The organism is Nonomuraea sp. NPDC003709, assembly GCF_040610775.1.
Taxonomy (GTDB): domain Bacteria; phylum Actinomycetota; class Actinomycetes; order Streptosporangiales; family Streptosporangiaceae; genus Nonomuraea; species Nonomuraea angiospora_A.
Genome location: NZ_JBEXMW010000022.1, coordinates 103,717 through 124,384, shown reverse-complemented (window position 1 = coordinate 124,384; position 20,668 = coordinate 103,717). Strand labels below are relative to the sequence as shown.

At 70.9% G+C, this 20,668-nt stretch carries 21 protein-coding genes; 9 read left to right on the top strand and 12 right to left on the bottom strand.

Translation table 11 applies throughout. From position 1 onward, the window contains the following. Positions 1-56: 56 nt before the first annotated feature. The gene (locus ABZX61_RS48185) at positions 57-1,238 is read right to left on the bottom strand and encodes a DUF6596 domain-containing protein (protein WP_355205279.1); all 1,182 of its coding nucleotides are present in this window, start codon (positions 1,236-1,238) and stop codon (positions 57-59) included. A 100-nt stretch (positions 1,239-1,338) separates the two neighbouring features. Beyond that, the gene (locus ABZX61_RS48180; RefSeq protein WP_355205276.1) at positions 1,339-1,701 is read right to left on the bottom strand and encodes a YciI family protein; all 363 of its coding nucleotides are present in this window, start codon (positions 1,699-1,701) and stop codon (positions 1,339-1,341) included. A gap of 54 nt (positions 1,702-1,755) precedes the next feature. Here ABZX61_RS48180 and ABZX61_RS48175 point away from each other — a divergent pair, with 54 nt between their 5' ends. Further along, positions 1,756-2,055: a hypothetical protein gene (locus ABZX61_RS48175; protein ID WP_355205274.1), complete on the top strand. Its 300-nt coding sequence runs from the start codon at positions 1,756-1,758 to the stop codon at positions 2,053-2,055. A gap of 241 nt (positions 2,056-2,296) precedes the next feature. On the opposite strand, the gene ABZX61_RS48170 is transcribed toward ABZX61_RS48175, so the two are convergent. The 6 genes from ABZX61_RS48170 to ABZX61_RS48145 are packed head-to-tail and all read right to left on the bottom strand — an operon-like array spanning position 2,297 to position 8,517. Then, a complete protein-coding gene (locus tag ABZX61_RS48170; RefSeq protein WP_355205271.1) occupies positions 2,297-3,463 on the bottom strand; it encodes a lipid-transfer protein in 1,167 nt (388 codons plus the stop codon). Beyond that, positions 3,460-3,864 carry a MaoC family dehydratase gene (locus ABZX61_RS48165; RefSeq protein WP_350729803.1) on the bottom strand — a complete coding sequence of 135 codons (405 nt, stop codon included), beginning with the start codon at positions 3,862-3,864 and terminating at the stop codon, positions 3,460-3,462. Before ABZX61_RS48165 ends, ABZX61_RS48170 begins: the two co-directional genes overlap by 4 nt. Then, positions 3,864-4,790 carry a bifunctional MaoC family dehydratase N-terminal/OB-fold nucleic acid binding domain-containing protein gene (locus ABZX61_RS48160; RefSeq protein WP_355205268.1) on the bottom strand — a complete coding sequence of 309 codons (927 nt, stop codon included), beginning with the start codon at positions 4,788-4,790 and terminating at the stop codon, positions 3,864-3,866. The genes ABZX61_RS48165 and ABZX61_RS48160 overlap by 1 nt, the downstream gene beginning before the upstream one ends. Beyond that, entirely contained in the window at positions 4,787-5,941 is a 1,155-nt protein-coding gene (locus ABZX61_RS48155) for an acyl-CoA dehydrogenase family protein (RefSeq protein WP_350729416.1), read from the bottom strand. The genes ABZX61_RS48160 and ABZX61_RS48155 overlap by 4 nt, the downstream gene beginning before the upstream one ends. Further along, the gene (locus ABZX61_RS48150) at positions 5,941-6,912 is read right to left on the bottom strand and encodes an acyl-CoA dehydrogenase family protein (protein WP_355205264.1); all 972 of its coding nucleotides are present in this window, start codon (positions 6,910-6,912) and stop codon (positions 5,941-5,943) included. The genes ABZX61_RS48155 and ABZX61_RS48150 overlap by 1 nt, the downstream gene beginning before the upstream one ends. Beyond that, positions 6,913-8,517 carry an AMP-binding protein gene (locus ABZX61_RS48145; RefSeq protein ID WP_355205261.1) on the bottom strand — a complete coding sequence of 535 codons (1,605 nt, stop codon included), beginning with the start codon at positions 8,515-8,517 and terminating at the stop codon, positions 6,913-6,915. Between the two features lie 234 nt (positions 8,518-8,751). On the opposite strand from ABZX61_RS48145, the gene ABZX61_RS48140 reads away from it, so the two are divergent. Further along, positions 8,752-9,348 (top strand): TetR family transcriptional regulator, encoded by a 597-nt coding sequence (locus tag ABZX61_RS48140; RefSeq protein WP_355205529.1) that lies wholly within the window; start codon positions 8,752-8,754, stop codon positions 9,346-9,348. 253 nt (positions 9,349-9,601) lie between these two features. Here the strand turns inward: ABZX61_RS48140 and ABZX61_RS48135 are convergent, their stop codons facing one another. Next, positions 9,602-10,561, bottom strand: a complete 960-nt coding sequence (locus tag ABZX61_RS48135; RefSeq protein WP_355205258.1) for a helix-turn-helix domain-containing protein — start codon at positions 10,559-10,561, stop codon at positions 9,602-9,604. 78 nt (positions 10,562-10,639) lie between these two features. Between ABZX61_RS48135 and ABZX61_RS48130 the strand changes: the two genes are divergently transcribed. From ABZX61_RS48130 to ABZX61_RS48110, 5 genes are all read left to right on the top strand, one after another. Continuing rightward, positions 10,640-11,581 (top strand): NADP-dependent oxidoreductase, encoded by a 942-nt coding sequence (locus ABZX61_RS48130; RefSeq protein WP_355205526.1) that lies wholly within the window; start codon positions 10,640-10,642, stop codon positions 11,579-11,581. 97 nt (positions 11,582-11,678) lie between these two features. Then, on the top strand, positions 11,679-12,668 hold the full coding sequence (locus ABZX61_RS48125; RefSeq protein ID WP_355205255.1) for a sigma-70 family RNA polymerase sigma factor: 990 nt from the start codon (positions 11,679-11,681) through the stop codon (positions 12,666-12,668). A gap of 42 nt (positions 12,669-12,710) precedes the next feature. Continuing rightward, the gene (locus ABZX61_RS48120) at positions 12,711-13,826 is read left to right on the top strand and encodes a steroid 3-ketoacyl-CoA thiolase (protein WP_350729407.1); all 1,116 of its coding nucleotides are present in this window, start codon (positions 12,711-12,713) and stop codon (positions 13,824-13,826) included. A 40-nt stretch (positions 13,827-13,866) separates the two neighbouring features. Further along, entirely contained in the window at positions 13,867-14,886 is a 1,020-nt protein-coding gene (locus ABZX61_RS48115) for an MBL fold metallo-hydrolase (RefSeq protein ID WP_355205252.1), read from the top strand. Positions 14,887-14,911: 25 nt separating this feature from the next. Then, positions 14,912-15,592 carry a FadR/GntR family transcriptional regulator gene (locus ABZX61_RS48110; protein ID WP_185068291.1) on the top strand — a complete coding sequence of 227 codons (681 nt, stop codon included), beginning with the start codon at positions 14,912-14,914 and terminating at the stop codon, positions 15,590-15,592. A gap of 5 nt (positions 15,593-15,597) precedes the next feature. Here the strand turns inward: ABZX61_RS48110 and ABZX61_RS48105 are convergent, their stop codons facing one another. Beyond that, a complete protein-coding gene (locus ABZX61_RS48105) occupies positions 15,598-16,320 on the bottom strand; it encodes an SDR family oxidoreductase (RefSeq protein ID WP_355205250.1) in 723 nt (240 codons plus the stop codon). A 102-nt stretch (positions 16,321-16,422) separates the two neighbouring features. Between ABZX61_RS48105 and ABZX61_RS48100 the strand changes: the two genes are divergently transcribed. Both ABZX61_RS48100 and ABZX61_RS48095 read left to right on the top strand, forming a co-directional pair. Then, positions 16,423-17,277, top strand: coding sequence for a helix-turn-helix transcriptional regulator (locus ABZX61_RS48100; RefSeq protein ID WP_355205248.1), 855 nt, complete (start codon positions 16,423-16,425; stop codon positions 17,275-17,277). 277 nt (positions 17,278-17,554) lie between these two features. Then, positions 17,555-18,502, top strand: coding sequence for a DNA polymerase ligase N-terminal domain-containing protein (locus ABZX61_RS48095; RefSeq protein ID WP_355205246.1), 948 nt, complete (start codon positions 17,555-17,557; stop codon positions 18,500-18,502). 26 nt (positions 18,503-18,528) lie between these two features. Here ABZX61_RS48095 and ABZX61_RS48090 read toward each other — a convergent pair whose 3' ends face one another. Then, entirely contained in the window at positions 18,529-19,686 is a 1,158-nt protein-coding gene (locus ABZX61_RS48090; RefSeq protein WP_355205244.1) for an aldo/keto reductase, read from the bottom strand. After that, positions 19,683-20,663 (bottom strand): ABC transporter permease, encoded by a 981-nt coding sequence (locus ABZX61_RS48085; RefSeq protein ID WP_350729397.1) that lies wholly within the window; start codon positions 20,661-20,663, stop codon positions 19,683-19,685. The genes ABZX61_RS48090 and ABZX61_RS48085 overlap by 4 nt, the downstream gene beginning before the upstream one ends. Positions 20,664-20,668 lie beyond the last annotated feature (5 nt).

Genomic DNA, 20,668 nt, shown 5'->3' with positions numbered 1-20,668 from the left:
GTCAAGTAAGTTGCGCCGCAATCGTGGATCTACGGGCGGTGGGCATGCTCCAACGACTAACCCGAGCCTGTCCTGCCTGCCAGTTCCGTAAGCCGGCGTTCGAGGAAGCGCCGTTCGGCGCCGTCATCGGTGAGTTGTCTCGCACGTCGATAGGCATCACGCGCCTCGTCGGTGCGCCCGAGGCGTCGCAAGAGTTCGGCCCTGGTCGAGTGCAGGTAGCGGAAGTCGTCGAGACCGAGTTGGTCGACGATGCGCAGACCGGCCTCGGGGCCTTCGGCCTCGGCGACCGCGATGGCGCGGTTGAGCTCCACGATCGGCGAGCCGGTCAGGCGGGTGAGCCGGCCATACAGGGCCGCGATCTGCGCCCAGTCGCACGGCACCTCGGCGTGCAACGAAGCGATGGCGGCCTGCAGGACATAGGGCCCGCGGCCGCGCAGGGCGATCGCCCGGTCGAGCTCCGCGCGTCCGGCGGCGATCTGCTCATTGTTCCAGCGTGACCGGTCCTGATCGTCGAGCAGCACGAGCTCGCCGTCGCTGAACCGCGCCTCGCGACGGGAGTCGTGCAAGAGCATCATCGCCAGCAGCCCATGAACCTCGGGGTCGTCCGGAAGCAGTTCGGCCAGCGCGCGTCCCAACCAGAGCGCCTCCGCCGCCAGCTCGTCGCGGCCACCGTAGCCCTCGTTGAAGATCAGGTAGACGACGGCGAGAACGGCGTCGAGCCGCTCGCGGAGCAGGTGAACCGGTGGCACGCGAAACGGGATCCCCGCTGCTTTGATCTTGCGCTTGGCCCGCACCAGCCGCTGCGCCATCGTGCGCTCCGGCACCAGGAAGGCACGGGCGATCTCGTCGGTGCTGAGCCCGCCAAGGGTGCGCAGGGTGAGCGCCACCTGCGCCTCGATCGCGAGCGCCGGGTGACAGCAGGTGAAGATGAGTTCCAGGCGCTCGTCGGGAAACGTCGTGGCGTTCATCGGCACCTCCGTACGATTGCCGGCGACGAGCAGGCCGAATTTGGTCGCGAGGGTCCGGTCGCGGCGGATGCGATCCGTCGCTCGGTTCCGAGCCGTCGTCATCAGCCAGGCGCGCGGGTTGCTCGGGACTCCGTCGTGTCCCCACCGGTCGGCGGCGATCGCGAACGCCTCCTGCGCGGCTTCCTCGGCGACGTCGAAGTCGCCGAGGAAGCCGATCAAGGTGGCTAGGACACGGCCCCATTCCTCGCGGAAGACCTGTTCCAGCGTCACTACCAATGCACGTCCAAGGGGTGGATCTCGATGGCCGTGTCGAGGCCGTCGGCCTCGAGGATGAACGCCTTCTTCATCGCGGCGAACGGGCCGTCCATTGTCAGGGGGTTTCCTTCGACCAATACACCTCTGAGGGGCGGATCTCGATGGCGCCACCGTAGCGTGCCGCAGGGTGACGGGCGGCCAGCTCGATGGCCGCGTCGAGGTTGTCCGCCTCGAGGATGAACCAACCGCCTAGGGCCTCCTTCATCCCGACGAACGGGCCGTCCGTCGTCAGGGTCCTGCCGCCTTCGACCCGCACGGTGGTCGCGTTCTCGGGCAGGCCCATCGGCACCCCGGGGGTGACACCCGGCGTCTGATTGATCCCTTGGTAGTCGGCGTAGACCTGCTTCCGCTCCTCCTCGGGCAACGTGGCCTGTCCCTCGAGCGCGGCGCCCTGAAAGATCAGCATGACGTACTTCATCGTTTCCTCCTCGTCGCTACCAGGTTGGTCGCGCAGTAAGACGAACGGCGAGTCATGAAATCGACAGGTCGGCTGGAAATCTTTCTCGCCACGGCCCGGTCCTGGTATGTGACCAGGCGGCTCGGCGAGATCAGCGTGCTCGTGCTGATCGTGGGCGGCACCTGTGATCAGCCCGTTCCGCCTGATCCGGTCCACGCCACCGCATCCGGAATTTCGGAAGCGCGCCTGGTCTTCCTTCCAGGTCGAGGGTATGCCACCGTGCTTTTGAAGTCGGGTCAACGGCATGGCCCGCGGTACGTCGGTCGGGGTGAGCGTCAATCGGCCCACCACTTCGCCGGTCAACGGGTGGGGTGACCGGCGAGCGGAGCGAGCAGGGGTTTCGGGTGGGCTCCAGCAGGCCAGACCGGTAACCGGGCCACGGGTGGGCGACAGCGCCGAAGGCGCGGGGGTTGCGCCGCCAGGCGCCCGAATAAGAGCGCCTGAGCCCTTCGGCGCGAAGCGCCTCCCCGCGAAGACCTTTGTGCTCGGGGCGGGGTCCAGCAGGCTGACCACCCAGTAGGGCAAGGGGTGGGTGAGCCCCGGCCCACCTACACGCCTATGAGTCGGAGGAGAGGATCAGGCCGCTGGTGGGTACGCCGGTTCCCGCGGTTACCAGGACGTTTCGGACAGCTGGGAGTTGGTTGGCGGCTGTGCCTCGGATCTGGCGGACGGCTTCCGCGATGCCGTTCATGCCGTGGATGTAGGCCTCCCCCAGTTGCCCTCCGTGGGGGTTCACGGGCAGGCGGCCGTCCAGTTCGATCGTGCCGTCCCGGAGGAAGTCAGGGGCCTCGCCTCGGGCGCAGAAGCCGAGCTCTTCCAGTTGGGCCAGGACGAACGGGGTGAAGTGGTCGTACAGGATTGCGGTCTGGATGTCTTTTGGCGATAAGCCGGACATGTCCCAGAGCTGGCGGGCTACCACGGCGATCTCAGGGAGGCCGGTCATGTCGTCGCGGTAGTAGCTGGTCATCATCATCTGGCCCGATCCCGCGCCCTGGGCCGCGGCCGTGATCAGGGCGGGTGATCTGCGGAGGTCACGGGCGCGTTCGGCCGAGGTGACCACCAGGGCCACGCCGCCGTCGCTCTCCTGGCAGCAGTCGAGCAGGTGCAGTGGCTCGACGATCCACCTGGACGCCTGGTGCTCCTCCAACGTGATGGGGCGCCGGTAGAACCAGGCGGCGGGGTTGGTGGCGGCGTGGCGGCGCATGGCCACCGCCACCCGGCCGAAGTCCTCCGAGGTCGCGCCGTACGTGTGCATGTACCGGCGGGCGAACATCGCCACCCAGGCCGCCGGTGTCATCAGCCCGTACGGCACGTGCCAGCTCATCTCCAGCCCCTGGGAGGTGGGCTCGCCGGTCAGGCGGCTGTTCGGCTGGCCGAAGCGGCGGCCGGAGCGCTCGTTGAAGGCGCGGTAGCAGACGACCGTCCGCGCCATCCCCGTGGCCACGGCCATGGCGGCGTGCGCCACGGTCCCGCAGGCCGCGCCGCCGCCGTACTCGACCCGTGAGAAGAACGTCAGGTCCCCGATCCCCGCCTCCCTGGCGACGGCGATCTCCTGGTTGGAGTCCTGGGTGTAGGTCACCATGCCGTCCACGTCGCCGGGTGAGAGCCCGGCGTCGTCCAGCGCCGCCAGTACGGCCTCCGCTGCCAGCCGCAGCTCCGAACGCCCCGACTTCTTGCTGAACTCGGTGGCACCGATGCCCGCGACGGCAGTACGCCCGCTCAACACGGCTTTCCCTCCTCGGCCAGGGCGAAGGTGACGGTCCCGGTGGCGTGGTCGCCCAGGCTCACCTTGCCGCGTACCTCGACCGTCAACCGGCCCTCCTCGCGCGACACGACCGTCCCGTTGAAGCACAGCCGGTCCCCCGCGTACGCCGGGACGCCCAGCTTGACGGCGACCCGCTCGATGACGGCCTCGGGCCCGGCCCAGTCGGTGACGTACCGCTCGACCAGACCCATGGTGGTCAGGATGTTGAGGAAGATGTCCTTCGAACCCTGGGCGCGGGCCTTGTCGACGTCGTGGTGCACCGGCGTGAAGTCCATGGTGGCCAGCGCCGTGGAGACGACGAAGGTGGGGGTGAGGTCGATGGCCAGCTCCGGCAGCGCGGACCCCATCTCGGTACGCATCACGCGTCCTCCTTCGAAGGCGCCCACATCGGCAGGACGAGCTGGTCGTCCATCGACCGGTACGTCACCCGCAACGGCATGCCGACGGCCACCTCCTCGATCGGACAGTCCACGACGTTGCCGACGATCCGTACCCCCTCGGCCAGCTCCACCACGCCGACGACGAACGGCGTCTCCCGGCCCGGCACCGGCGGGTGGTGGTGCACGACGTAGCTGTAGAGGGTTCCGTGACCGCTCGCGACCAGGTGGGAGCTGTTGGCCGAGCGGCATTGCGGGCATAGAGGGCCGGGCGGGTGGCGGTGGTGGCCGCAGTCGGCGCAGGTCTGGATGCGCAGCTCCCTTTCCCGTACGCCTTCCCAGAAGAACGCGGTGTCCTGGTTGATCGCCGGTTGGAGCGGGTACGCCGGCCGGTCGGCGGCGGGAGCCGGCTTGGTGCGTGGGCGAAATTTCAGGACTCGGAAGAGCATTGCGGCGACCGGCTCATCGTCCTCGCCGTACCAGGTGACCTTCCAGGTGGCGAAGAAGCCCACCCCCAGCGCCGTCCGCTTGGGCCCGGCCAGGTCCGAGAACCGCGTGGCCGGGGTGAGCCGCTCGCCGACCCGCGCGTACCGGTGGTAGGTCTGCTCGCAGTTCGTCGCCACCACGCCCGTGTAGCCGCTCGCGTCGAGCGCGGCCATCATGTCGTCCACCGCCGAACGGTCCTTCGCCGACCGGCGCACCCCCGGCATCGTCCACACCTGGGCCATCGCGGGCGGGGCGACCCCATTCTCCAGGTACGCCGGGTTCTCGTCGCCCATGGCGTCCAGCCAGTGCCGGATCATGGGGCCGTTCACCGGGTCCTGCGCCGGGGTCCCGCGCACCTCGCCCAGCGCCGCCTGCTTGCCCGCGAGCTCGTGCAGCTCCTCGTCACTCAGGGGAGGGGTCATCGCGGCGGCCTCGGCAGGTTCAGGCCGAGCATGGCGATCAGCTCCCGCTGCACCTCGTTCACCCCGCCGCCGAACGTCAGCACCACCGCACCCTTCACCCCATGATCGGTACGTTCGAGCAGCTCGGCCGTCTCCGGATCCGACGGGTCCCCGTACCTGGCCAGGATGTCGCCGACGATCCTGCCGACCTCCTGCATGCGCTCGGAGCCGTAGATCTTGGTGGCCGACGCGTCGGGGGCGCCGAGCCAGCCGAGGTCCATGTTCGCGGCGACCTGCCAGTTCAGGAGCTCGTTGGTGCGGAAGAAGCCCCACACCCTGGCCAGTGCCCGCCGAACGTCCGGATTGTCCGCCACCCCGGTGCGGCGGGCCCAGGCGAGGAAGCGGTCGTAGGTCTGGCCGAGGTTCCCGGCCGGGCCGAGGGTGACGCGTTCGTGGTTGAGCTGGTTGACGATCAGGTCCCAGCCCCGGTCCACCTCGCCGACCACCATGTCCACGGGCACGCGTACGTCGCTGTAGTAGGTCGCGTTCGTGTGGTGGCGGCCGTCCATGGTGACGATCGGCGTCCAGGAGAAGCCGGGGTCGTCCGTGGAGGCGATCATCATGGTGATGCCCTTGTGCTTCTTGGCCTCGGGGTTCGTGCGGGCGGCCAGCCAGATGTACTGGGCGTAGTGCGCGCCGCTGGTGAAGACCTTCTGGCCGTTGACGACGTAGTGGTCGCCGTCGAGCACCGCCGTGGTGCGCAGGGAGGCCAGGTCGGTGCCGGCCTCGGGCTCGCTGTAGCCGATGGCGAAATGGCACTCGCCGGCGAGGATGCGGGGCAGGAAGAGGTCCTTCTGCTCCTGGGTGCCGTACTGCATGAGCGTGGGCCCCACGGTCTGCACCGTGATGATCGGGTACGGAACGCCCGCCCTGGCTATCTCGTTGGCGAAGATCTGCTGCTCCAGGGGGCCGTAGCCGCCTCCCCCGTACTCCTTGGGCCAGCCGAGGCCGAGCTTGCCGTCGCGGCCGAGGCGGCGGCAGTGCTCCATGTACGCCCCGCCGAACGGATCTTCCGCGATCTTCCTGCGGTCCTCGTCGGTGAGACAGCCCTGGAAGTACTCGCGCAGCTCGTCGCGCAGGGCGCGCTGGGCTGGGGTCAGGTCGATCAGCATCAGAGGAGCGCTCCGATCAGGTCGAGCTGGGCGTCGGCGCCGCCGAGCAGGTGGGACAGGTGCTTGGCCTGCGCGAAATAGCGGTGCAGCGGGTACGTGACGTCCAGCCCGAGGCCGCCGTGCAGGTGCTGGCAGGTGTAGAGGGCCTTCCAGGCCTCGCTGACGTGGTACGCGGCCAGCGCCAGGTCCTCGTCGGCCGGCAGATCCTCGGCCAGGCGCCAGACCGCCGACCACATGGCCACGTCCAGGGCCCGCGCGGCGATGTAGACGTCCGCGATCTGCATGGTCACGGCCTGGAACTCGGCCAGCGCCCGGCCGAACTGCTTCCTCGTCCTGATGTACTCGGTGGTCAGCTCCAGCGCGCCCGCCAGCACGCCGCTCGCCTGGGCCGCCACGGCCGCCATGAACAGCCGCCGGGCCCCGGTGACCCCGTCGGTCCCCGCGACCCGCTCGGCCGGAGTTCCGTCGAGCACGATCGTGGCGGCGGGCTCGCCGGTGGAGGTGTACTCGGGGGTCGTGGCCGGCGACTCCACCAGGAACAGGCCCTCGTCGGCGGTGACGAGCACCATGTCGCCGGGGTACGGCACCGAGACCTTGCGCCCGGTCAGCGTCCAGCCGCCGTCCACGGCCCAGGCGGCCGTCGAAGGCGGGTCGGCCGGCGCTCTGCCGGGCTCGCGGAGCGCGAGGGTCATCCCGTTCTCGCGGCGTTGCTGGTCAAGGGTGCCATAGCGGGCCAGGGTCAGCGTGCTCACCAGCGCGGGCAGTGCGGGCACCGGCGCCGCCCGCGCTCCCACCTCCCGCAGCACCACGGCCATCTCCACGGGCCCGAGCCCGGCTCCCCCGGCCTCCTCCGGCACGCACACGCTCATGAGCCCGGCCTGCCGCAGCCGCTCCTCGTCCCCTTCCCTGGCGAGCACCTCGGCCGCCAGCTTCCGCAGGTCCTGCTGGGTTTCGTCCAGGTTGAAGTCCATTCACGTCTCCAAGAGGTGTTGCCTGCCGTGCCGTACGAACTCCTCCTCGATCCCCTTGACGTCCGAGTCGGTCAGCGGCCGGAGCCCGGAGCCCGACCGCAACCAGACCGGGTCTGCGGTACGCCAGCCCTCGCGGGCGAGGACCCGCTTGATGACCTTGTGGGAGGGCGTCTGGGGTAAGTGATCAGAAAGGCGGATATATCGGGGTAAGGACTTGGTGCCCAGATCGCGGCGCGCCGCCAGGAACGCCGTGAACGCCCCCGGGTCGAAGGCCCCCTCCAGCACCAGCGCCGCCATGACCTGGTCGCCCGCCGCCGGGTCGGGCACCGGGTAGACGGCCGCCTCGACCACCCCCGCGAACTCCCTCAGCGCCGCCTCGATGGGCGCGACCGCCAGGTTCTCGCCGTCCACGCGCAGGCGTTCGGTGCCACGGCCCGCGAAGAACACGTAGCCGTCCCCGTCCGCGTACGCCAGGTCGCCCGACCAGAACGCGCCGTCCCTGATCCGCTCGGCGTCCGCCTCGGGGTCGTTGTAGTAGCCGTCGAACAGCCCCAGCCCGCGCACGTTGACCAGTTCGCCGACGGCCTCGTCCGGGTTGAGCAGGCGGCCGTCCTCGATGCGGCCCGGCGGGCAGGGACGGCCGGTGAAGGGGTCGAGGATCAGGATGCCCTCGGGCAGCCGCCCCAGGCATCCCGGCGGCCCGGACGGGTCGGGGGTGAGCGAGATGGCCGTCTCCGTGGAGCCGAAGGCGTCGATCACCCGGCACCCGAACCGCTCCCCGAACCTCCTCGTCGCCACCGCGCTGCCCTCGTTCCCGAACGCGATCCTGAGCGGGTTGTCGGCGTCGTCGGAGCGCTCGGGAGTGGCCAGGACGTAGGAGAGCGCTTTGCCCACGTAGTGCAGGTACGTGCCGCCGTACCGTCTGATGTCGGGCAGCAGCCCCGACGCCGAGAACCGCCGCCGCAGCGCCAGCGCCGCCCCCGACACCACGGCCGGGGCGTAGGCCGCCATCAGCGCGCCGGAGTGGAACAGCGGCATCGAGCAGTACACGACGTCGGACGGCGTGAGCAGCGCCCCCAGGCTCAACCCGGGGACGGCCATCTTGCGCTGCGTGATCCGCACGGCGCGCGGGCGGCCGGAGGTGCCCGAGGTGAAGATCAGCATCACGAGATCCTCGGGCGCGGCATCCTCGCCGAACGCGGCGTCCGTGGGAGACGACGAGGCGTCCGGCAGGGGCAGCACCTCCACCCCCAGCGCCTCGGACAGCGGCCCGGCCAGCCCCGCGTAGGGGGTGTCCGCCAGGATCAGGTCCACGTCCGTGGCGCGGGCGTCGCGGATCAGCTCGTCGACCGAGCGCGTCGGGTTCAGCGCGACGACCACGTGCCCGGACAGCGCCGCCCCGCCCACGAGGAACACCAGCCCTGGAACGTTCTCGCTGAGCACCCCCACGTGCAACCCCGCGCCGCGCCCGGACAGCCAGGCCCCGGCGGCGCGGCAGGCAGCCACGTGCTCGCGCCATGACCACGTCGTGTCCTCGAACATCAGCCCAGGTCGATCGTCGTCGGCCCGTGCACGGAGCAGGGCCGCCAGCGTGTTCGCCGCCATCCGGAGTCTCCACCAAGCGCTCGGTCAGCCGAATCGCAAACTAGAACAGATTCTAATATCTGTCCAGTGCCCACCTATCCTGATAAGTCGCGACATACGGCTGTAACGCCACAGACATGGGGCTATAGGGCTTCTTTGTGACCCGCGAGTAACAAGCCACGTCATCGAGAAATCAGATAACGTGTTCTTATGCGTACCACGCACGCCGCGCCCTCCAGCGACACCGAGGGGACCATGGAGAGCCACCCCACGCCGGGCACGCACAGCGTCCGTACGCGTAGCCAGCACCAACGCCGCAAGCGCATCGTCCAGGCCGCCGCCGCGCTGGCCTCGCGCGGCGGGGTCGAAGCCATGCAGATGCGCACGGTGGCCGAGCGCGCGGGCGTGGCGCTTGGCACGCTCTATCGCTACTTCCCGTCCAAGATGGACCTGGTGGTGGCGGTGGTGGGCGAGGAGATCGACCTCCTCGAGAGCAGCATCGAGCGGCGTCCGCCCGGGGCCACCACCCCGTCGAGCCGCGCGGTGGACGTGCTGATGCGGGCGACCCGGGGGCTGATGCGCGAGCCGGAGCTGGCCGACGCGCTCATCCGCTCGTTGATCATGGCCGAGGTGCAGACGCCGTTCGGGGAGCGCATCACGGGGCTGCTGCTGCGGGTCTCGGCCGACGGCCTGACCCTCGAGGACGCCACCGAGGAGCAGGCCGACCTCGCGGGGTCGCTGGCCAGCGTGTGGGTGCAGGAGCTCCTCGAGATGCTCCGCGGCCGCCGCACCTACGACCAGATCCAGCGCCGCATCGAAACCGCCGCCGCACGACTTCTCACCGACATCTGACCCGTCGCCCGCCGCACTTCGGCAGAAGAGCAAACCCATACGTTACGGCTGCGCACGGGCAGGCCACCCGCCGCACTTCGGTTGACGGAGCGGCGAGCCTGGGGCGGAGAGCGGCAGCTTGCGTGACCAGCGGAGCCCCGTGCGAGCGCGACCATGAGCAGAGCCCCTCCAGGAAACGGCCGCTGACCCTTCAGTGGCGTGCCGCCGTAACGGCGCGCACAGTGGGCCGTCCAAGTGGTGTCCGGTGGGCCGGCTACCTCATGTGGAACGTGCGCCGATACGCGTGCGGCGAGACCCCCACCGCCGCCTGCAGGTGCTGCCTGAACGAGGCCGCCGTCCCGAAGCCGGCGCGGTCCGCGACGCGGTCCACCGGCAGGTCGGTGCTCTCCAGCAGCTGCCTGGCCAGCGCGATCCGCTGCTGCGTCAGCCACTGCCCCGGGCTCAGCCCCACCTCCTGCCGGAAATGCCGGGTGAACGTGCGCCTGCTCATCCCCGCGTGATCGGCCAGGTCGTCCAGCCGCAGCGGCGTGCCCAGCCGGGTCATCGCCCAGGCCCGGGTGGGGGCGGTGCCGACGCTGGACGGCTCGGGCACCGGGTGCTCGACGTACTGCGCCTGGCCCCCGTCCCGCCACGGCGGCACCACGCAGGCCCTGGCCACCTGGTTGGCGACCCGGCTGCCGTGGTCGCGGCGGACGAGGTGGAGGCAGAGGTCCACCCCGGCCGCGGCGCCGGCCGAGGTGAGCACGTCGCCGTCGTCCACGAACAGCACGTCCGCGTCCAGCCGCACCTTCGGGAACGCGGCGGCGAACCGCTCGGCGTCCCGCCAGTGCGTGGTAGCCGGACGGCCGTCGAGCAGCCCGGCCGCCGCCAGCACGTACGTGCCGATGCAGATGGAGACGATCCGGGTGCCGGGGCGGATCCGGGCCAGCGCCGCGGCCAGCCCGGCGGGCATCGAGTCCGCGCCCGTGAGCCCGGCGAACCACTCCGCGGCGGGCACCACCACCGTGTCGGCGCTCGCCAGCACGCTCGCGTCGTGCTCGACGGCGATGGAGTAGTCGGCGGCCGTGGCGACGGGACGGCCGTCGACCGTGCAGGTGACCACGTCGTAGAGCGGCTCGCCGCCGGACCCCTGCGCGGCGCGGAAGATCCTGGACGGCACGCTCAGCTCGAACGGGATGACCCCGTCCACAGCGAGGACAGCAACGCGATGCATGGCCCGATTTTTACACATCATGACCTTTGGGCCACTCGCGGGCCCGGTCCCGGAACCAGCAGGCTGGGTCTCATGAAGATGAAAGCGATCAGCCAGGACGTCCTGGGCGGCCCTGAGGTTCTGAAGACGGTTGAGGTCGAGCGGCCCGTCCCCGGCCCGACCGAGGTGCTGGTGCGGGTGGAGGCGGCCGGGCTGAACCCGACCGACTGGAAGACCCGCGCGGGCGGCGGCTTCCTGCGGGACAAGCTGCCGTTCGTGCTCGGTTACGACGTCTCGGGCGTGGTCGAGGAGTCGGGCGTCGGGCAGGCGCTCTACAAGCCGGGCGACGAGGTGTTCGGCATGCTCAAGTATCCGGACGCGCACGGCGCCTTCGCCGAGTACGTCACCGCGCCGTCCCGCCACTTCGTGCGCAAGCCCGCCGCCGTCGACCACGTCCAGGCGGCCGGGATCCCGCTCGCGGGGCTGACCGCGTACCAGGCGCTCGTGGACGTCGCCGGGCTGAAGGGCGGTCAGCGCGTGCTCGTTCACGCCGCCGCGGGCGGGGTGGGGCACCTGGCGGTGCAGATCGCCAAGGCGCGCGGCGCGTACGTGATCGGGACGGCCAGCGCGGCCAAGCACGAGTTCCTGCGCGGTCTGGGCGCCGACGAGCTGATCGACTACCGGGACGAGGACTTCGCCGAGGTCGTGCGGGACGTGGACGTGGTGCTCGAGACCATCGGCGGCGACTACGGGCCGCGGTCGCTGCGCACCCTGCGCAAGGGCGGCACGATCGTCTCGCTGGTTCTCCGGGAGCTCGACCCCGACCTGCACCGGCAGGCCGCCGAGCTGGGCATCCGCTCGGAGGCCATGCTGGTGGAGCCCGACCACGCCGCGATGCGCGCGCTCGCGGCCCTGGTCGAGGCGGGCAGGCTGCGCGCGGAGATCGCCGCCGCCCTGCCGCTGGCGGAGGCGGCCAAGGCGCACGAGCTCGGCGAGACGAACCGGGTCACCGGCAAGATCGTGCTCACCGTCTCCCACTGACCGCATTCATGGTCATTTCTTTGGGCCCGTAAAAGGTTTCCCTTAATCGACCGGCCGTGCGGTCAAATGTCAGTGGCAACGTCTATACAAGGGAGGTATGACCGACAAGCCGACGAACGAGGAGTTCCTCCAACAGGCTGACCCGATGCGGCGCGAGCTGCTGGCGCACTGCTACCGGATGATGGGCTCGGTGCACGACGCCGAGGACCTCGTCCAGGAGACGTATCTGCGCGCGTGGCGGGCCTATGAGGGCTTCGAGGGGCGCTCCTCGTTGCGCACGTGGCTCTATCGCATCGCCACCAGCGCCTGCCTGACCGCGCTCGACAGCCGGAGCAGGCGGCCGCTGCCCACCGGTCTCGGTGCCCCCAGCACCGAGCCGACCGCTCCCCTGGTGTCGGACCACGAGGTGCCGTGGCTGGAGCCCGTGCCCGACGCCCTGACAGGCGTCGGCGGCGACGATCCCGCCACGATCGTGGCCGGCCGCGAGAGCATCAGGCTCGCCCTGATCGCCGCGCTGCAGCACCTGCCGCCGCGGCAGCGGGCCGTGCTGGTGCTGCGTGACGTGCTCAGGTGGAAGGCCGCCGAGGTGGCCGAGGCGCTGGAGACGTCCACCGCGGCCGTCAACAGCATCCTCCAGCGGGCCCGCGCCCAGCTCAACGAGGTGCAGCCGAGCCTCGACGACCCGGTCGAGCCGCTGTCGGCCGAGCAGCGGGCCCAGCTCGACCGCTATGTCGCGGCGTTCGAGAACTATGACGTCGACAGCCTGGTGCACCTGTTCACCAAGGACGCGGTCTGGGAGATGCCGCCGTTCGTCGGCTGGTACCAGGGGCCCGAGGCGATCATGGAGCTCACCAGGACGCAGTGCCCGGCCGAGCGCCCCGGCGACCTCAAGCTGGTCCCGATCGCCGCCAACGGGCAGCCGGCGTTCGCGGTGTACTACCGCGAGAACGGCGTCTACGGGCAGTTCGCGATCATGGTGGTGACGTTCGCCGGGGGGCAGATCCGGCACGTCGGCATGTTCTTCGAGGAGAGCCTGTTCGAGACGTTCGGGCTGCCGTCGACGCTGGAGGGTTCCACGACAAAGTAGAACGCGTTACAGTCTCGCCAGAGCAACGTTCTGGAGGCGACTGTGGGCACACCTGTGATCGTCGAGGCCGTACGCACTCCCATCGGCAAGCGAGCCGGCTGGCTGGCCGGGTACAAACCGCAACAGGTTCTGGCTACCGCGCTGAACGGCCTCGTCGAGCGGTCGGGGCTCGACCCGGCGGCCGTCGAGCAGGTGTTCGCCGGATGCGTGACCCAGGCGGGCGAGCAGGGCGGGCACGTCGGGCGCTACTCGTGGCTCTATGCCGGGCTGCCGTACCGGACCGGGGTGACGACGGTGGACGCGCAGTGCGGGTCGTCGCAGCAGGCGGTGCACCTCGCCGCGGCCCTGGTGCGCGCGGGCGTGATCGAGGCCGGCGTCGGCTGCGGTGTCGAGGTGATGAGCCGGGCGCCCCTCGGCAGCAACGTGCGGCCCGCCACGGCCAAGCCGGACGACTGGAGCATCGACCTGCCCGACCAGTTCACCGCGGCCGAGCGGATCGCGCGGCGGCGCGGGCTGACGCGGGAGCGGCTCGACTGGCTCGGGGCGCGCTCCCAGCGACTGGCGGCCAAGGCGTGGGCCGACGGGCGGTTCGAGCGCGAGATCGTGCCCGTCGGGGACGTACGCAGGGACCAGGGCTTACGCGAGACCACGGTCGAGACCCTGGCCAACCTCAAGCCCGTCGCCGAGGGCGCCCTCCACACCGCGGGCACCTCGTCGCAGATCTCCGACGGCGCCGCGGCGGTGCTGGTGATGAGCGAGGAGGCGGCCGCCAGGCACGGGCTGCGGCCCAGGGCGCGGATCCTGGCGCAGGCGCTCGTCGGCGCGGAGCCGTACTATCACCTGGACGGGCCCGTGGAGGCGACGGCCAAGGTGCTGGCGGCGGCCGGGATGACGATCGGCGACATCGACAGGTTCGAGGTGAATGAGGCGTTCGCATCGGTGGTGCTGTCATGGGCGGGCGTGCACGAGCCCGACTTCGACCGCGTCAATGTCAACGGCGGCGCGATCGCGCTCGGCCATCCGGTCGGCGCCACGGGCGCGCGGCTGATCACCACGGCGCTGCACGAGCTGGAGCGGTCGGACTCGGCGACCGCGCTGGTCACGATGTGCGCCGGCGGGGCGCTGGCCACGGCCACCATTCTCGAGCGGGCCGGCTGAGGGCTCGGCCGGTGACACTCATTACCCGATCGGGGGGCGCATGAAGAGCAGACGCAGGCCGTACGCGGAGCAGCGGCCGCAGGATGTCGGCGGCGGGGTGTGGAGCGTGCCGGTGCCGATCCCGGGCAACCCGCTCGGCTACACGCTCGTCTACGCCCTCGAGTCCCCCAAGGGGCCGGTGCTGGTCGACGCCGGATGGAACCATCCGGACGCCTGGGACGCGCTCAGCGGCGGCCTCGCCGCGGTCGGGATCGACGTGAGCACGGTGAGCGGGGTGGTCGTCACCCATTTCCATCCCGACCACGCCGGGCTCGCGGGGCAGGTCAAGGACGTGTCCGGCGCGTGGATCGCGATGCACGAGGACGACGCGGCGCTGGTCAGGCTCATGCACGACTATGCGGCCGAGGAGCACGAGAGCTTCCAGTCCGACATGCTCCGGCGGGCCGGGGCCGATCCGGGCGAGGCGCGGCAGGCGGTGAGCCGCCCGACCCCGCCGGCGCTGCCCGACCGCCGGTTACGTGACGGGGACCTGGTGGACCTGCCCGGCCGCAAGCTCCGGGCCGTCCACACGCCCGGCCACACCCCGGGGCACATCTGCCTGCATCTGGAGGATGCCGACCGGCTGTTCACCGGCGACCACGTCCTCCCCGACATCACCCCCCACGTCGGGATTTATCCGTATGACCGGGACGATGTCGATCCGTTGGGCGATTTCCTGGACTCCTTGGACCGGGTCGCCGACCTGGGGCCCCTGGATGCGTTGCCCGCACACGAATGGATATTTCCTGATGTGGCCGCGCGAGCCGTCCAGATCCGCCACCATCACGATGAGAAGCTCGTACGGCTGCGCGCCCTCCTGGCCCAGCGGCCGGAACCGCTGACCATCTGGGAGGTCGCCGCGATGATGACGTGGAACAGGCCCTGGGACGACCTGTCCCCGATGCTGAAAGGCATGGCGGCGGGGGAGGCCGCGGCGCATCTGCGCGCTCTGGAGGCCAGGGGCGAAGTTCGCCGGGTCCCCGGTGTCGATCCCGTCCGCTTCCAGGCTCTAGACTCCTAGACATCCGATGTCTAGGGAGCGAAGCGTGGCGGTCACCGACGCGGCCATCGACAAGATCAAACAGATGATCCTCTCGGGCGAGCTGGCCCCCGGCGACCGGCTGCCCAAGGAGGCCGACCTCGCCGAGCGGCTCGGCCTGTCGCGCAACTCGTTGCGCGAGGCCGTGCGCGCCCTGTCCCTGATCAACGTGCTCGACGTACGTCAGGGCGACGGCACGTACGTGACCAGTTTGGAGCCGCGGCTGCTGCTGGACACCATGTCGTTCGTGCTCGACCTGCACCGCGACGACACGGTGATCCAGTTCTTCGAGGTCAGGCGCATCCTGGAGCCGGCCGCGACCGCGATGGCGACCGAGCTGATGACCGACGCCGACGTCGAGGAACTCCGCGTGATCCTGGAGTCCCTGCCCGCGGAGCCGACGGTCGAGGAGCTGGTGGCCAACGACCTCCAGTTCCACCAGCGGATCGCGCGGGGTTCCGGGAACAGCGTGCTCTGCTCGTTCATCGAGAGCCTGTCAGGTCCGACCACTCGGGCCAGGATCTGGCGCGGGCTCACCCAGGAGGGGGCGATGCAGAAGACGCGGGAGCAGCACACCGCGATCTACGAGGCCATCGCCGCCCGCCAGGCCGACGTGGCCCGGTCCTGGGCGACCGTGCACGTGGCGGGCGTGGAGTCGTGGCTGCGCAAGGCGCTCGATCTCGACTGACCCCGCTACCAGGGGTTGGTGCCGCCCTGCTCGCTGAGGAAGACGCCGGTCGGGACGTCGGGCAGGGTGGCCTGGCGGGCCACGTGCTCGCCACCCTCGTCAGCGGTCAGCGTCCCGATGAAGCCGTTGAGGTCGGTGGCGCAGAAGCCGGGCGCGACCGCGTAGACCTTGATCGGCGTGTCGCGCAGCTCCTCGGCGTAGATCAGGGTGACGGCGTTCAGCGCGGCCTTGGAGGAGTTGTAGCCGAGCAGGGTCGCGTACTGGCGCCACTCGGACTCCTCGTCGGCCAGGAACGCGAACGTGCCCAGGCCGCTGGAGACGTTCACCACTCGGCCGGCCTCCGACCTGCGCAGGAGCGGGAGCATGGCGTTGGTCACGGCGACGACGCCGATCACGTTCGTCTCGTAGACCTCGCGCAGGGCGGCGACCGGGAGCCGGCTCGGCGTGCGCTCGTGGTCGCGGCTGATCGCGGCGTTGTTGATGAGCAGGTCCAGGTGGCCGAACTCGCGCTCGACGAGAGCGGCGGCCGCCTCCACGGTGTCCGGGTCGGTGACGTCCAGGCGTACGAACCGGGCGTCCAGCCCTTCCCCCGCCAACATCTCGGCGGCCTTCCTGCCACGCTCGGGGTCCCGGGCCCCAACCAGGACGACATATCCGGACTTGGCCAGTACGCGGGCGGTGGCGTACCCGATGCCTTTGTTGGCACCGGTGATGAGTGCGATGTTCATGCCCTCAAGGCTGAGCGGGGCCGCGTACGAACGGGAGAGAACCGCTGAGGCCCGGATTGACGGTCCCTGGTTACGGCGGCGCGGACCAGGCATCCTGAGGTCATGGACCGGATCAACAGGGCCGGCCTGGCGGGCTTCCTGCGCAGCCGCCGCGAACTGGTGCGGCCGTCCGACGTGGGCCTGGAAGGCGGCAAGCGCCGCCGCACACCCGGGCTGCGGCGCGAGGAGGTCGCCCGGCTGGCCGGGATGTCCGTCGACTACTACGCCCGCCTGGAACAGGCCCGCGGACCTCGCCCGTCGCGCCAGATGCTCGGCGCGATCGCCAGGGCGCTGCGGCTGACGGACGACGAGCGTTCCCACCTGTACTACCTGGCCGGCGAGCCGCCCGGACCGCCTCCCGGCCCGTCACAGGACGTCAGGCCCGGCGTCCTGCACCTGCTCGACCGGCTGGACGACACCCCGGCGCTCGTGTCGGACGCCAAGTACGACGTGCTGGCCTGGAACCCCCTCGCCGCCGCGCTCCTCACGGACTTCTCCGTGCTCCCGCCCGGCGAACGCAACCTCATCTGGCGCTACTTCACCGATCCTCGGGCCCGGGACCGCCACGACCCCGAGGGCGCGTGGCGGTTCGCCCGGGAGTCGGTGGCCGACCTGCGCGCCGCCGCCGCCCGCTACCCGGACGACCCCGGCATCCGCCGGCTGATCGACCGGCTGCTGGCCGGCAGCGCCGAGTTCGCGGAGCTGTGGGCGGGACACGACGTCACGGTCCGCAGGTCCGCGCGCAAGCGGATCAACCATCCGGCGGTGGGGTGGCTGGAGCTCGACTGCGAGACGCTGCACGTGCCCGAGGGCGACCAGTGGATCGTCCTCTACACCGCGGCGCCGGGATCGCCGTCGTACGAGGCACTGCGCCTCCTCAAGGTCATCGGCACACAGAACCTCCAGCACTCCCCCTGAACCCACCCCCACCCGCACGCAGCACCACGGAGCCCAGCACAACGGCCCGCGCCACAACGGAGCCCGGCACGGCACAACCGCCCGGCAACCCCAGCCCTCACGCAACCCCGCACGGCCACCTGGGGACCCCAGCCCGGCGGCCCGGCACAGCGCGCCATCCTGCGCGGTGCTCGGCGTGCCCGGTCGCGCTCGGTCGGCATGACCTTGACCGGCGCGGGGTCCGTCCGCCGTACCCCGCTGGTGGTCCGGGAGAGTACGGGCGGGTAGTACCCCTGTCGTGGCCGACAAACTGGAGCGATACCGGAGCAAACGCGACGCCAGCCGCACCCCCGAGCCCATCCCCCCGTCGCCGTCCTCCTCCGAGGACGGCAACGCGTTCGTCATCCAGGAGCACCACGCCCGGTCCCTCCACTGGGACCTGCGGCTCGAACGCGACGGCGTCCTCGTGTCCTGGGCCGTCCCCAAGGGCCTGCCCGCCGACCCCGGCACCAACCACCTCGCCGTGCACACCGAGGACCACCCGATGGAGTACCTCACGTTCCACGGCGAGATCCCCAAGGGCGAGTACGGCGGCGGCACGATGACCGTCTGGGACACCGGCACGTACGAGACGGAGAAATGGTCGGATCGCGAGGTCAAGTTCGTCCTGCACGGAGAGCGGGCTTCGGGGAGGTTCGTCCTGTTCCGGACCCGAGGCCAGAGCTGGATGATCCACCGCATGGACGCCCGGGCCCGCGACCCGTTCCCGCCACCCGAACCCATGCTCCCGACCGAACGCGCCAAGCCCCCGAAGGACGTCTCGGCCTACGCCTTCGAGTTCGCGTGGGGCGGCCGCCGCCTGCTCGTCCCCATCGAGGGCGGGCGCACGACGGCCGCGCGGGAGCACCCGTGGTTGCGGGGGCTCGCGGAGTCGTTCGGCAGCCGCACGGCGATGCTGGACGGGGAGGTGGCCACGCTCGGGGGCGCCGAGATCCTGGTCTTCTACGACCTGCTGTACGACGACGGCCGCTCCCTGGTCGACCAGCCTTACGCGGAGCGGCGGACGGCGCTGGACGCGCTGGAGCTGGCGGGAGCGCACTGGCAGACCGCTCCGTCGTGGCCTGGCGAGGCGGGCCCGGTCCGTCAGGCCGCCCGCGAACAGGGCCTGCCCGGGATCGTGGCCAAACGCCTCGACTCGACGTACGAGCCAGGGCCCTCGAAGTCCTGGTTGTACATCCCCACCTGAGCCCCGACGGGCTCAGCGCCTCGCCATCACTCCTTGGGCAGTAACTCCTCCGACATCAGCTCGTCCCACACCGCCTCCGGGACCGGGCGGGACAGCAGGGCGGCGTTCGCGGTGATCTCCTCGGGCGAGCGGGCGCCCAGGACGACCGAGGCGACGGCCGGGTGGCGGAGAGGGAAGGCCATGGCCGCCTGGGGCAGCGTGACGCCGTGGCGTTCGCAGATCTCCGCGATCCTCGTCGCCCGCTCCATCACCGACGCCGGTGCGGGCCCGTAGTTGTACGTGCCGGTCGGCCGCGGGGTGGCCAGGATGCCGCTGTTGAAGACGCCCGCCGCCAGCACCCTGGCCCCGCGACGCGCGCACTCCTCCAGGAGCGGCAGGCCCGACTGGTCGAGCAGGGTGTAGCGGCCCGCGAGCATCACGACGTCGATGGTGGTCTCCTGGACGAAGCGCAGAAGCGCCTGCCACTGGTTCATCCCGACGCCGATGGCCTTCACCACGCCCTGCGCCCGCAGCTCGGCCAGCGCCGGGTACGCCTCGGCCAGTGCCTGGTCCATGTGGTCGTCCGGGTCGTGGATGAGCGCGATGTCGACGGCCGGGAGCCCCAGGCGTCCCAGGGACTCCTCCAGGGATCTGCGTACGCCGTCGCCGGAGAAGTCCCACACCCGCTGGAGGTCGGCGGACACGTCGAAGCCCTGCTCGTCGCGGCCGCCCGATGACGAGGCGGGCACCAGCAGGCGGCCGACCTTGGTGGACAGGACGTAACCCGAGCGGTCCTTGAGCGCGGCGCCGAGGCGGCGCTCCGACAGGCCGAGCCCGTAGTGGGGCGCGGTGTCGAACAGGCGCACCCCGGCGTCCCAGGCCGCGTCGACCGTGGCCCGCGCCTGCTCCTCCGACACCTCCTGGTACAGGTTGCCGATCGGCGCACCACCGAAGCCGTGCCGCGACACCTCGACCCCGCCACCGTCACGCCCGACCCACGACCCGCCGCTCCCGCCACCCTCAGGCCCGACCCACGACCGGTCGCCCTCAGGCCCGACCCACGACCGGTCGCCCTCACGACCGCCCGGAGAATCACCGGCCGCGCCGCCACCGTGCACAGCCGACACACCGCCGTCACGACCGGTCGGAGACCCGTCCGGCGCGTCGCCGTCCGAGCCGGCCGGAGGTTCGTCGATCCCGTTCAATCCTGTGCCTTTCCGCCCGCGATCCGGCTGATCATCAACGCGATGAGGATGATCCCGCCATAGATCACCGGCTGCCAGAAGCCGGAGACGCCGATGAGCGTCAGGATGTTCTGCACCAGGCCGATCACCAGCACGCCGGTGAGCGCGCCCAGGATCGTGCCCTTGCCGCCGTCCATGCTCACGCCGCCGATGACCGCCGCCGCGAACACCATGAAGATCCACCCGACGCCCTGGTTGTTGCCGATCGCCCCGAGGCGGCCGGTCTCCAGGATCCCGGCGAGCGCCGCGAGCGTCCCGCCCAGGATGAACACCCCGTACAGCACCCGATCCACCCGGATGCCGGCGGCGCGGGCGGCGTCGGTGTTGCCGCCGATCGCGTAGAGCGCGCGGCCGAGCCGCAGGTAGCCCAGGCCGAAGATGCCCGCCGCGAACAGCCCACCGGCGATCCAGATGGCCGCCGGCAGGCCGAGCCATATGGCGCTGCCCAGGTAGAGGATCGAGTCGGGGAGCTCGAACAGCGTCTTGCCCTCGGTCGGCCCCTGGAGGAGGCCGTGCACGATGATCAGCATGGCCAGCGTCACGATGAACGCCGACAGCTGGAACCTGATGATCAGGAAACCGTTGAACGCCCCGATGGCCGCGCCGACCAGCAGGGCCAGCGGGATCACCAGCGCGCCGGGCAGCCCGATGCCGAACCCGCCCGCGGCCGCCGGGATCACCAGCATCACCGCGATGGCCGGCGCGGTGCCGACCGTCGACTCCAGCGACAGGTCGAACTTGCCGGCGATGAGGATCATCGCCTCCGCCAGTACGACGAGCGAGATCGCCGCCTGCTGCTGGAGCACGTTCGTGAGGTTGCCCGCGGTCAGGAAGGTCGGGTCGAGGAACGCGCCCACGACGAGCAGGATCACGATCACCGGCACCAGCGTCAGGTCACGGAACCTGGCCAGGCGCACCCGTGGAAGCGGCGCAGTCATAGTGG

Excerpts from the sequence above, each read along its gene's own strand:
- ABZX61_RS48180 (WP_355205276.1), bottom strand. The coding sequence starts at position 1,701 with ATGAAGTACGTCATGCTGATCTTTCAGGGCGCCGCGCTCGAGGGACAG.
- ABZX61_RS48175 (WP_355205274.1), top strand. The coding sequence starts at position 1,756 with ATGAAATCGACAGGTCGGCTGGAAATCTTTCTCGCCACGGCCCGGTCC.
- ABZX61_RS48165 (WP_350729803.1), bottom strand. The coding sequence starts at position 3,864 with ATGCGTACCGAGATGGGGTCCGCGCTGCCGGAGCTGGCCATCGACCTC.
- ABZX61_RS48160 (WP_355205268.1), bottom strand. The coding sequence starts at position 4,790 with ATGACCCCTCCCCTGAGTGACGAGGAGCTGCACGAGCTCGCGGGCAAG.
- ABZX61_RS48155 (WP_350729416.1), bottom strand. The coding sequence starts at position 5,941 with ATGCTGATCGACCTGACCCCAGCCCAGCGCGCCCTGCGCGACGAGCTG.
- ABZX61_RS48150 (WP_355205264.1), bottom strand. The coding sequence starts at position 6,912 with ATGGACTTCAACCTGGACGAAACCCAGCAGGACCTGCGGAAGCTGGCG.
- ABZX61_RS48145 (WP_355205261.1), bottom strand. The coding sequence starts at position 8,517 with ATGGCGGCGAACACGCTGGCGGCCCTGCTCCGTGCACGGGCCGACGAC.
- ABZX61_RS48140 (WP_355205529.1), top strand. The coding sequence starts at position 8,752 with ATGGAGAGCCACCCCACGCCGGGCACGCACAGCGTCCGTACGCGTAGC.
- ABZX61_RS48135 (WP_355205258.1), bottom strand. The coding sequence starts at position 10,561 with ATGCATCGCGTTGCTGTCCTCGCTGTGGACGGGGTCATCCCGTTCGAG.
- ABZX61_RS48130 (WP_355205526.1), top strand. The coding sequence starts at position 10,640 with ATGAAAGCGATCAGCCAGGACGTCCTGGGCGGCCCTGAGGTTCTGAAG.
- ABZX61_RS48125 (WP_355205255.1), top strand. The coding sequence starts at position 11,679 with ATGACCGACAAGCCGACGAACGAGGAGTTCCTCCAACAGGCTGACCCG.
- ABZX61_RS48115 (WP_355205252.1), top strand. The coding sequence starts at position 13,867 with ATGAAGAGCAGACGCAGGCCGTACGCGGAGCAGCGGCCGCAGGATGTC.
- ABZX61_RS48105 (WP_355205250.1), bottom strand. The coding sequence starts at position 16,320 with ATGAACATCGCACTCATCACCGGTGCCAACAAAGGCATCGGGTACGCC.
- ABZX61_RS48100 (WP_355205248.1), top strand. The coding sequence starts at position 16,423 with ATGGACCGGATCAACAGGGCCGGCCTGGCGGGCTTCCTGCGCAGCCGC.
- ABZX61_RS48085 (WP_350729397.1), bottom strand. The coding sequence starts at position 20,663 with ATGACTGCGCCGCTTCCACGGGTGCGCCTGGCCAGGTTCCGTGACCTG.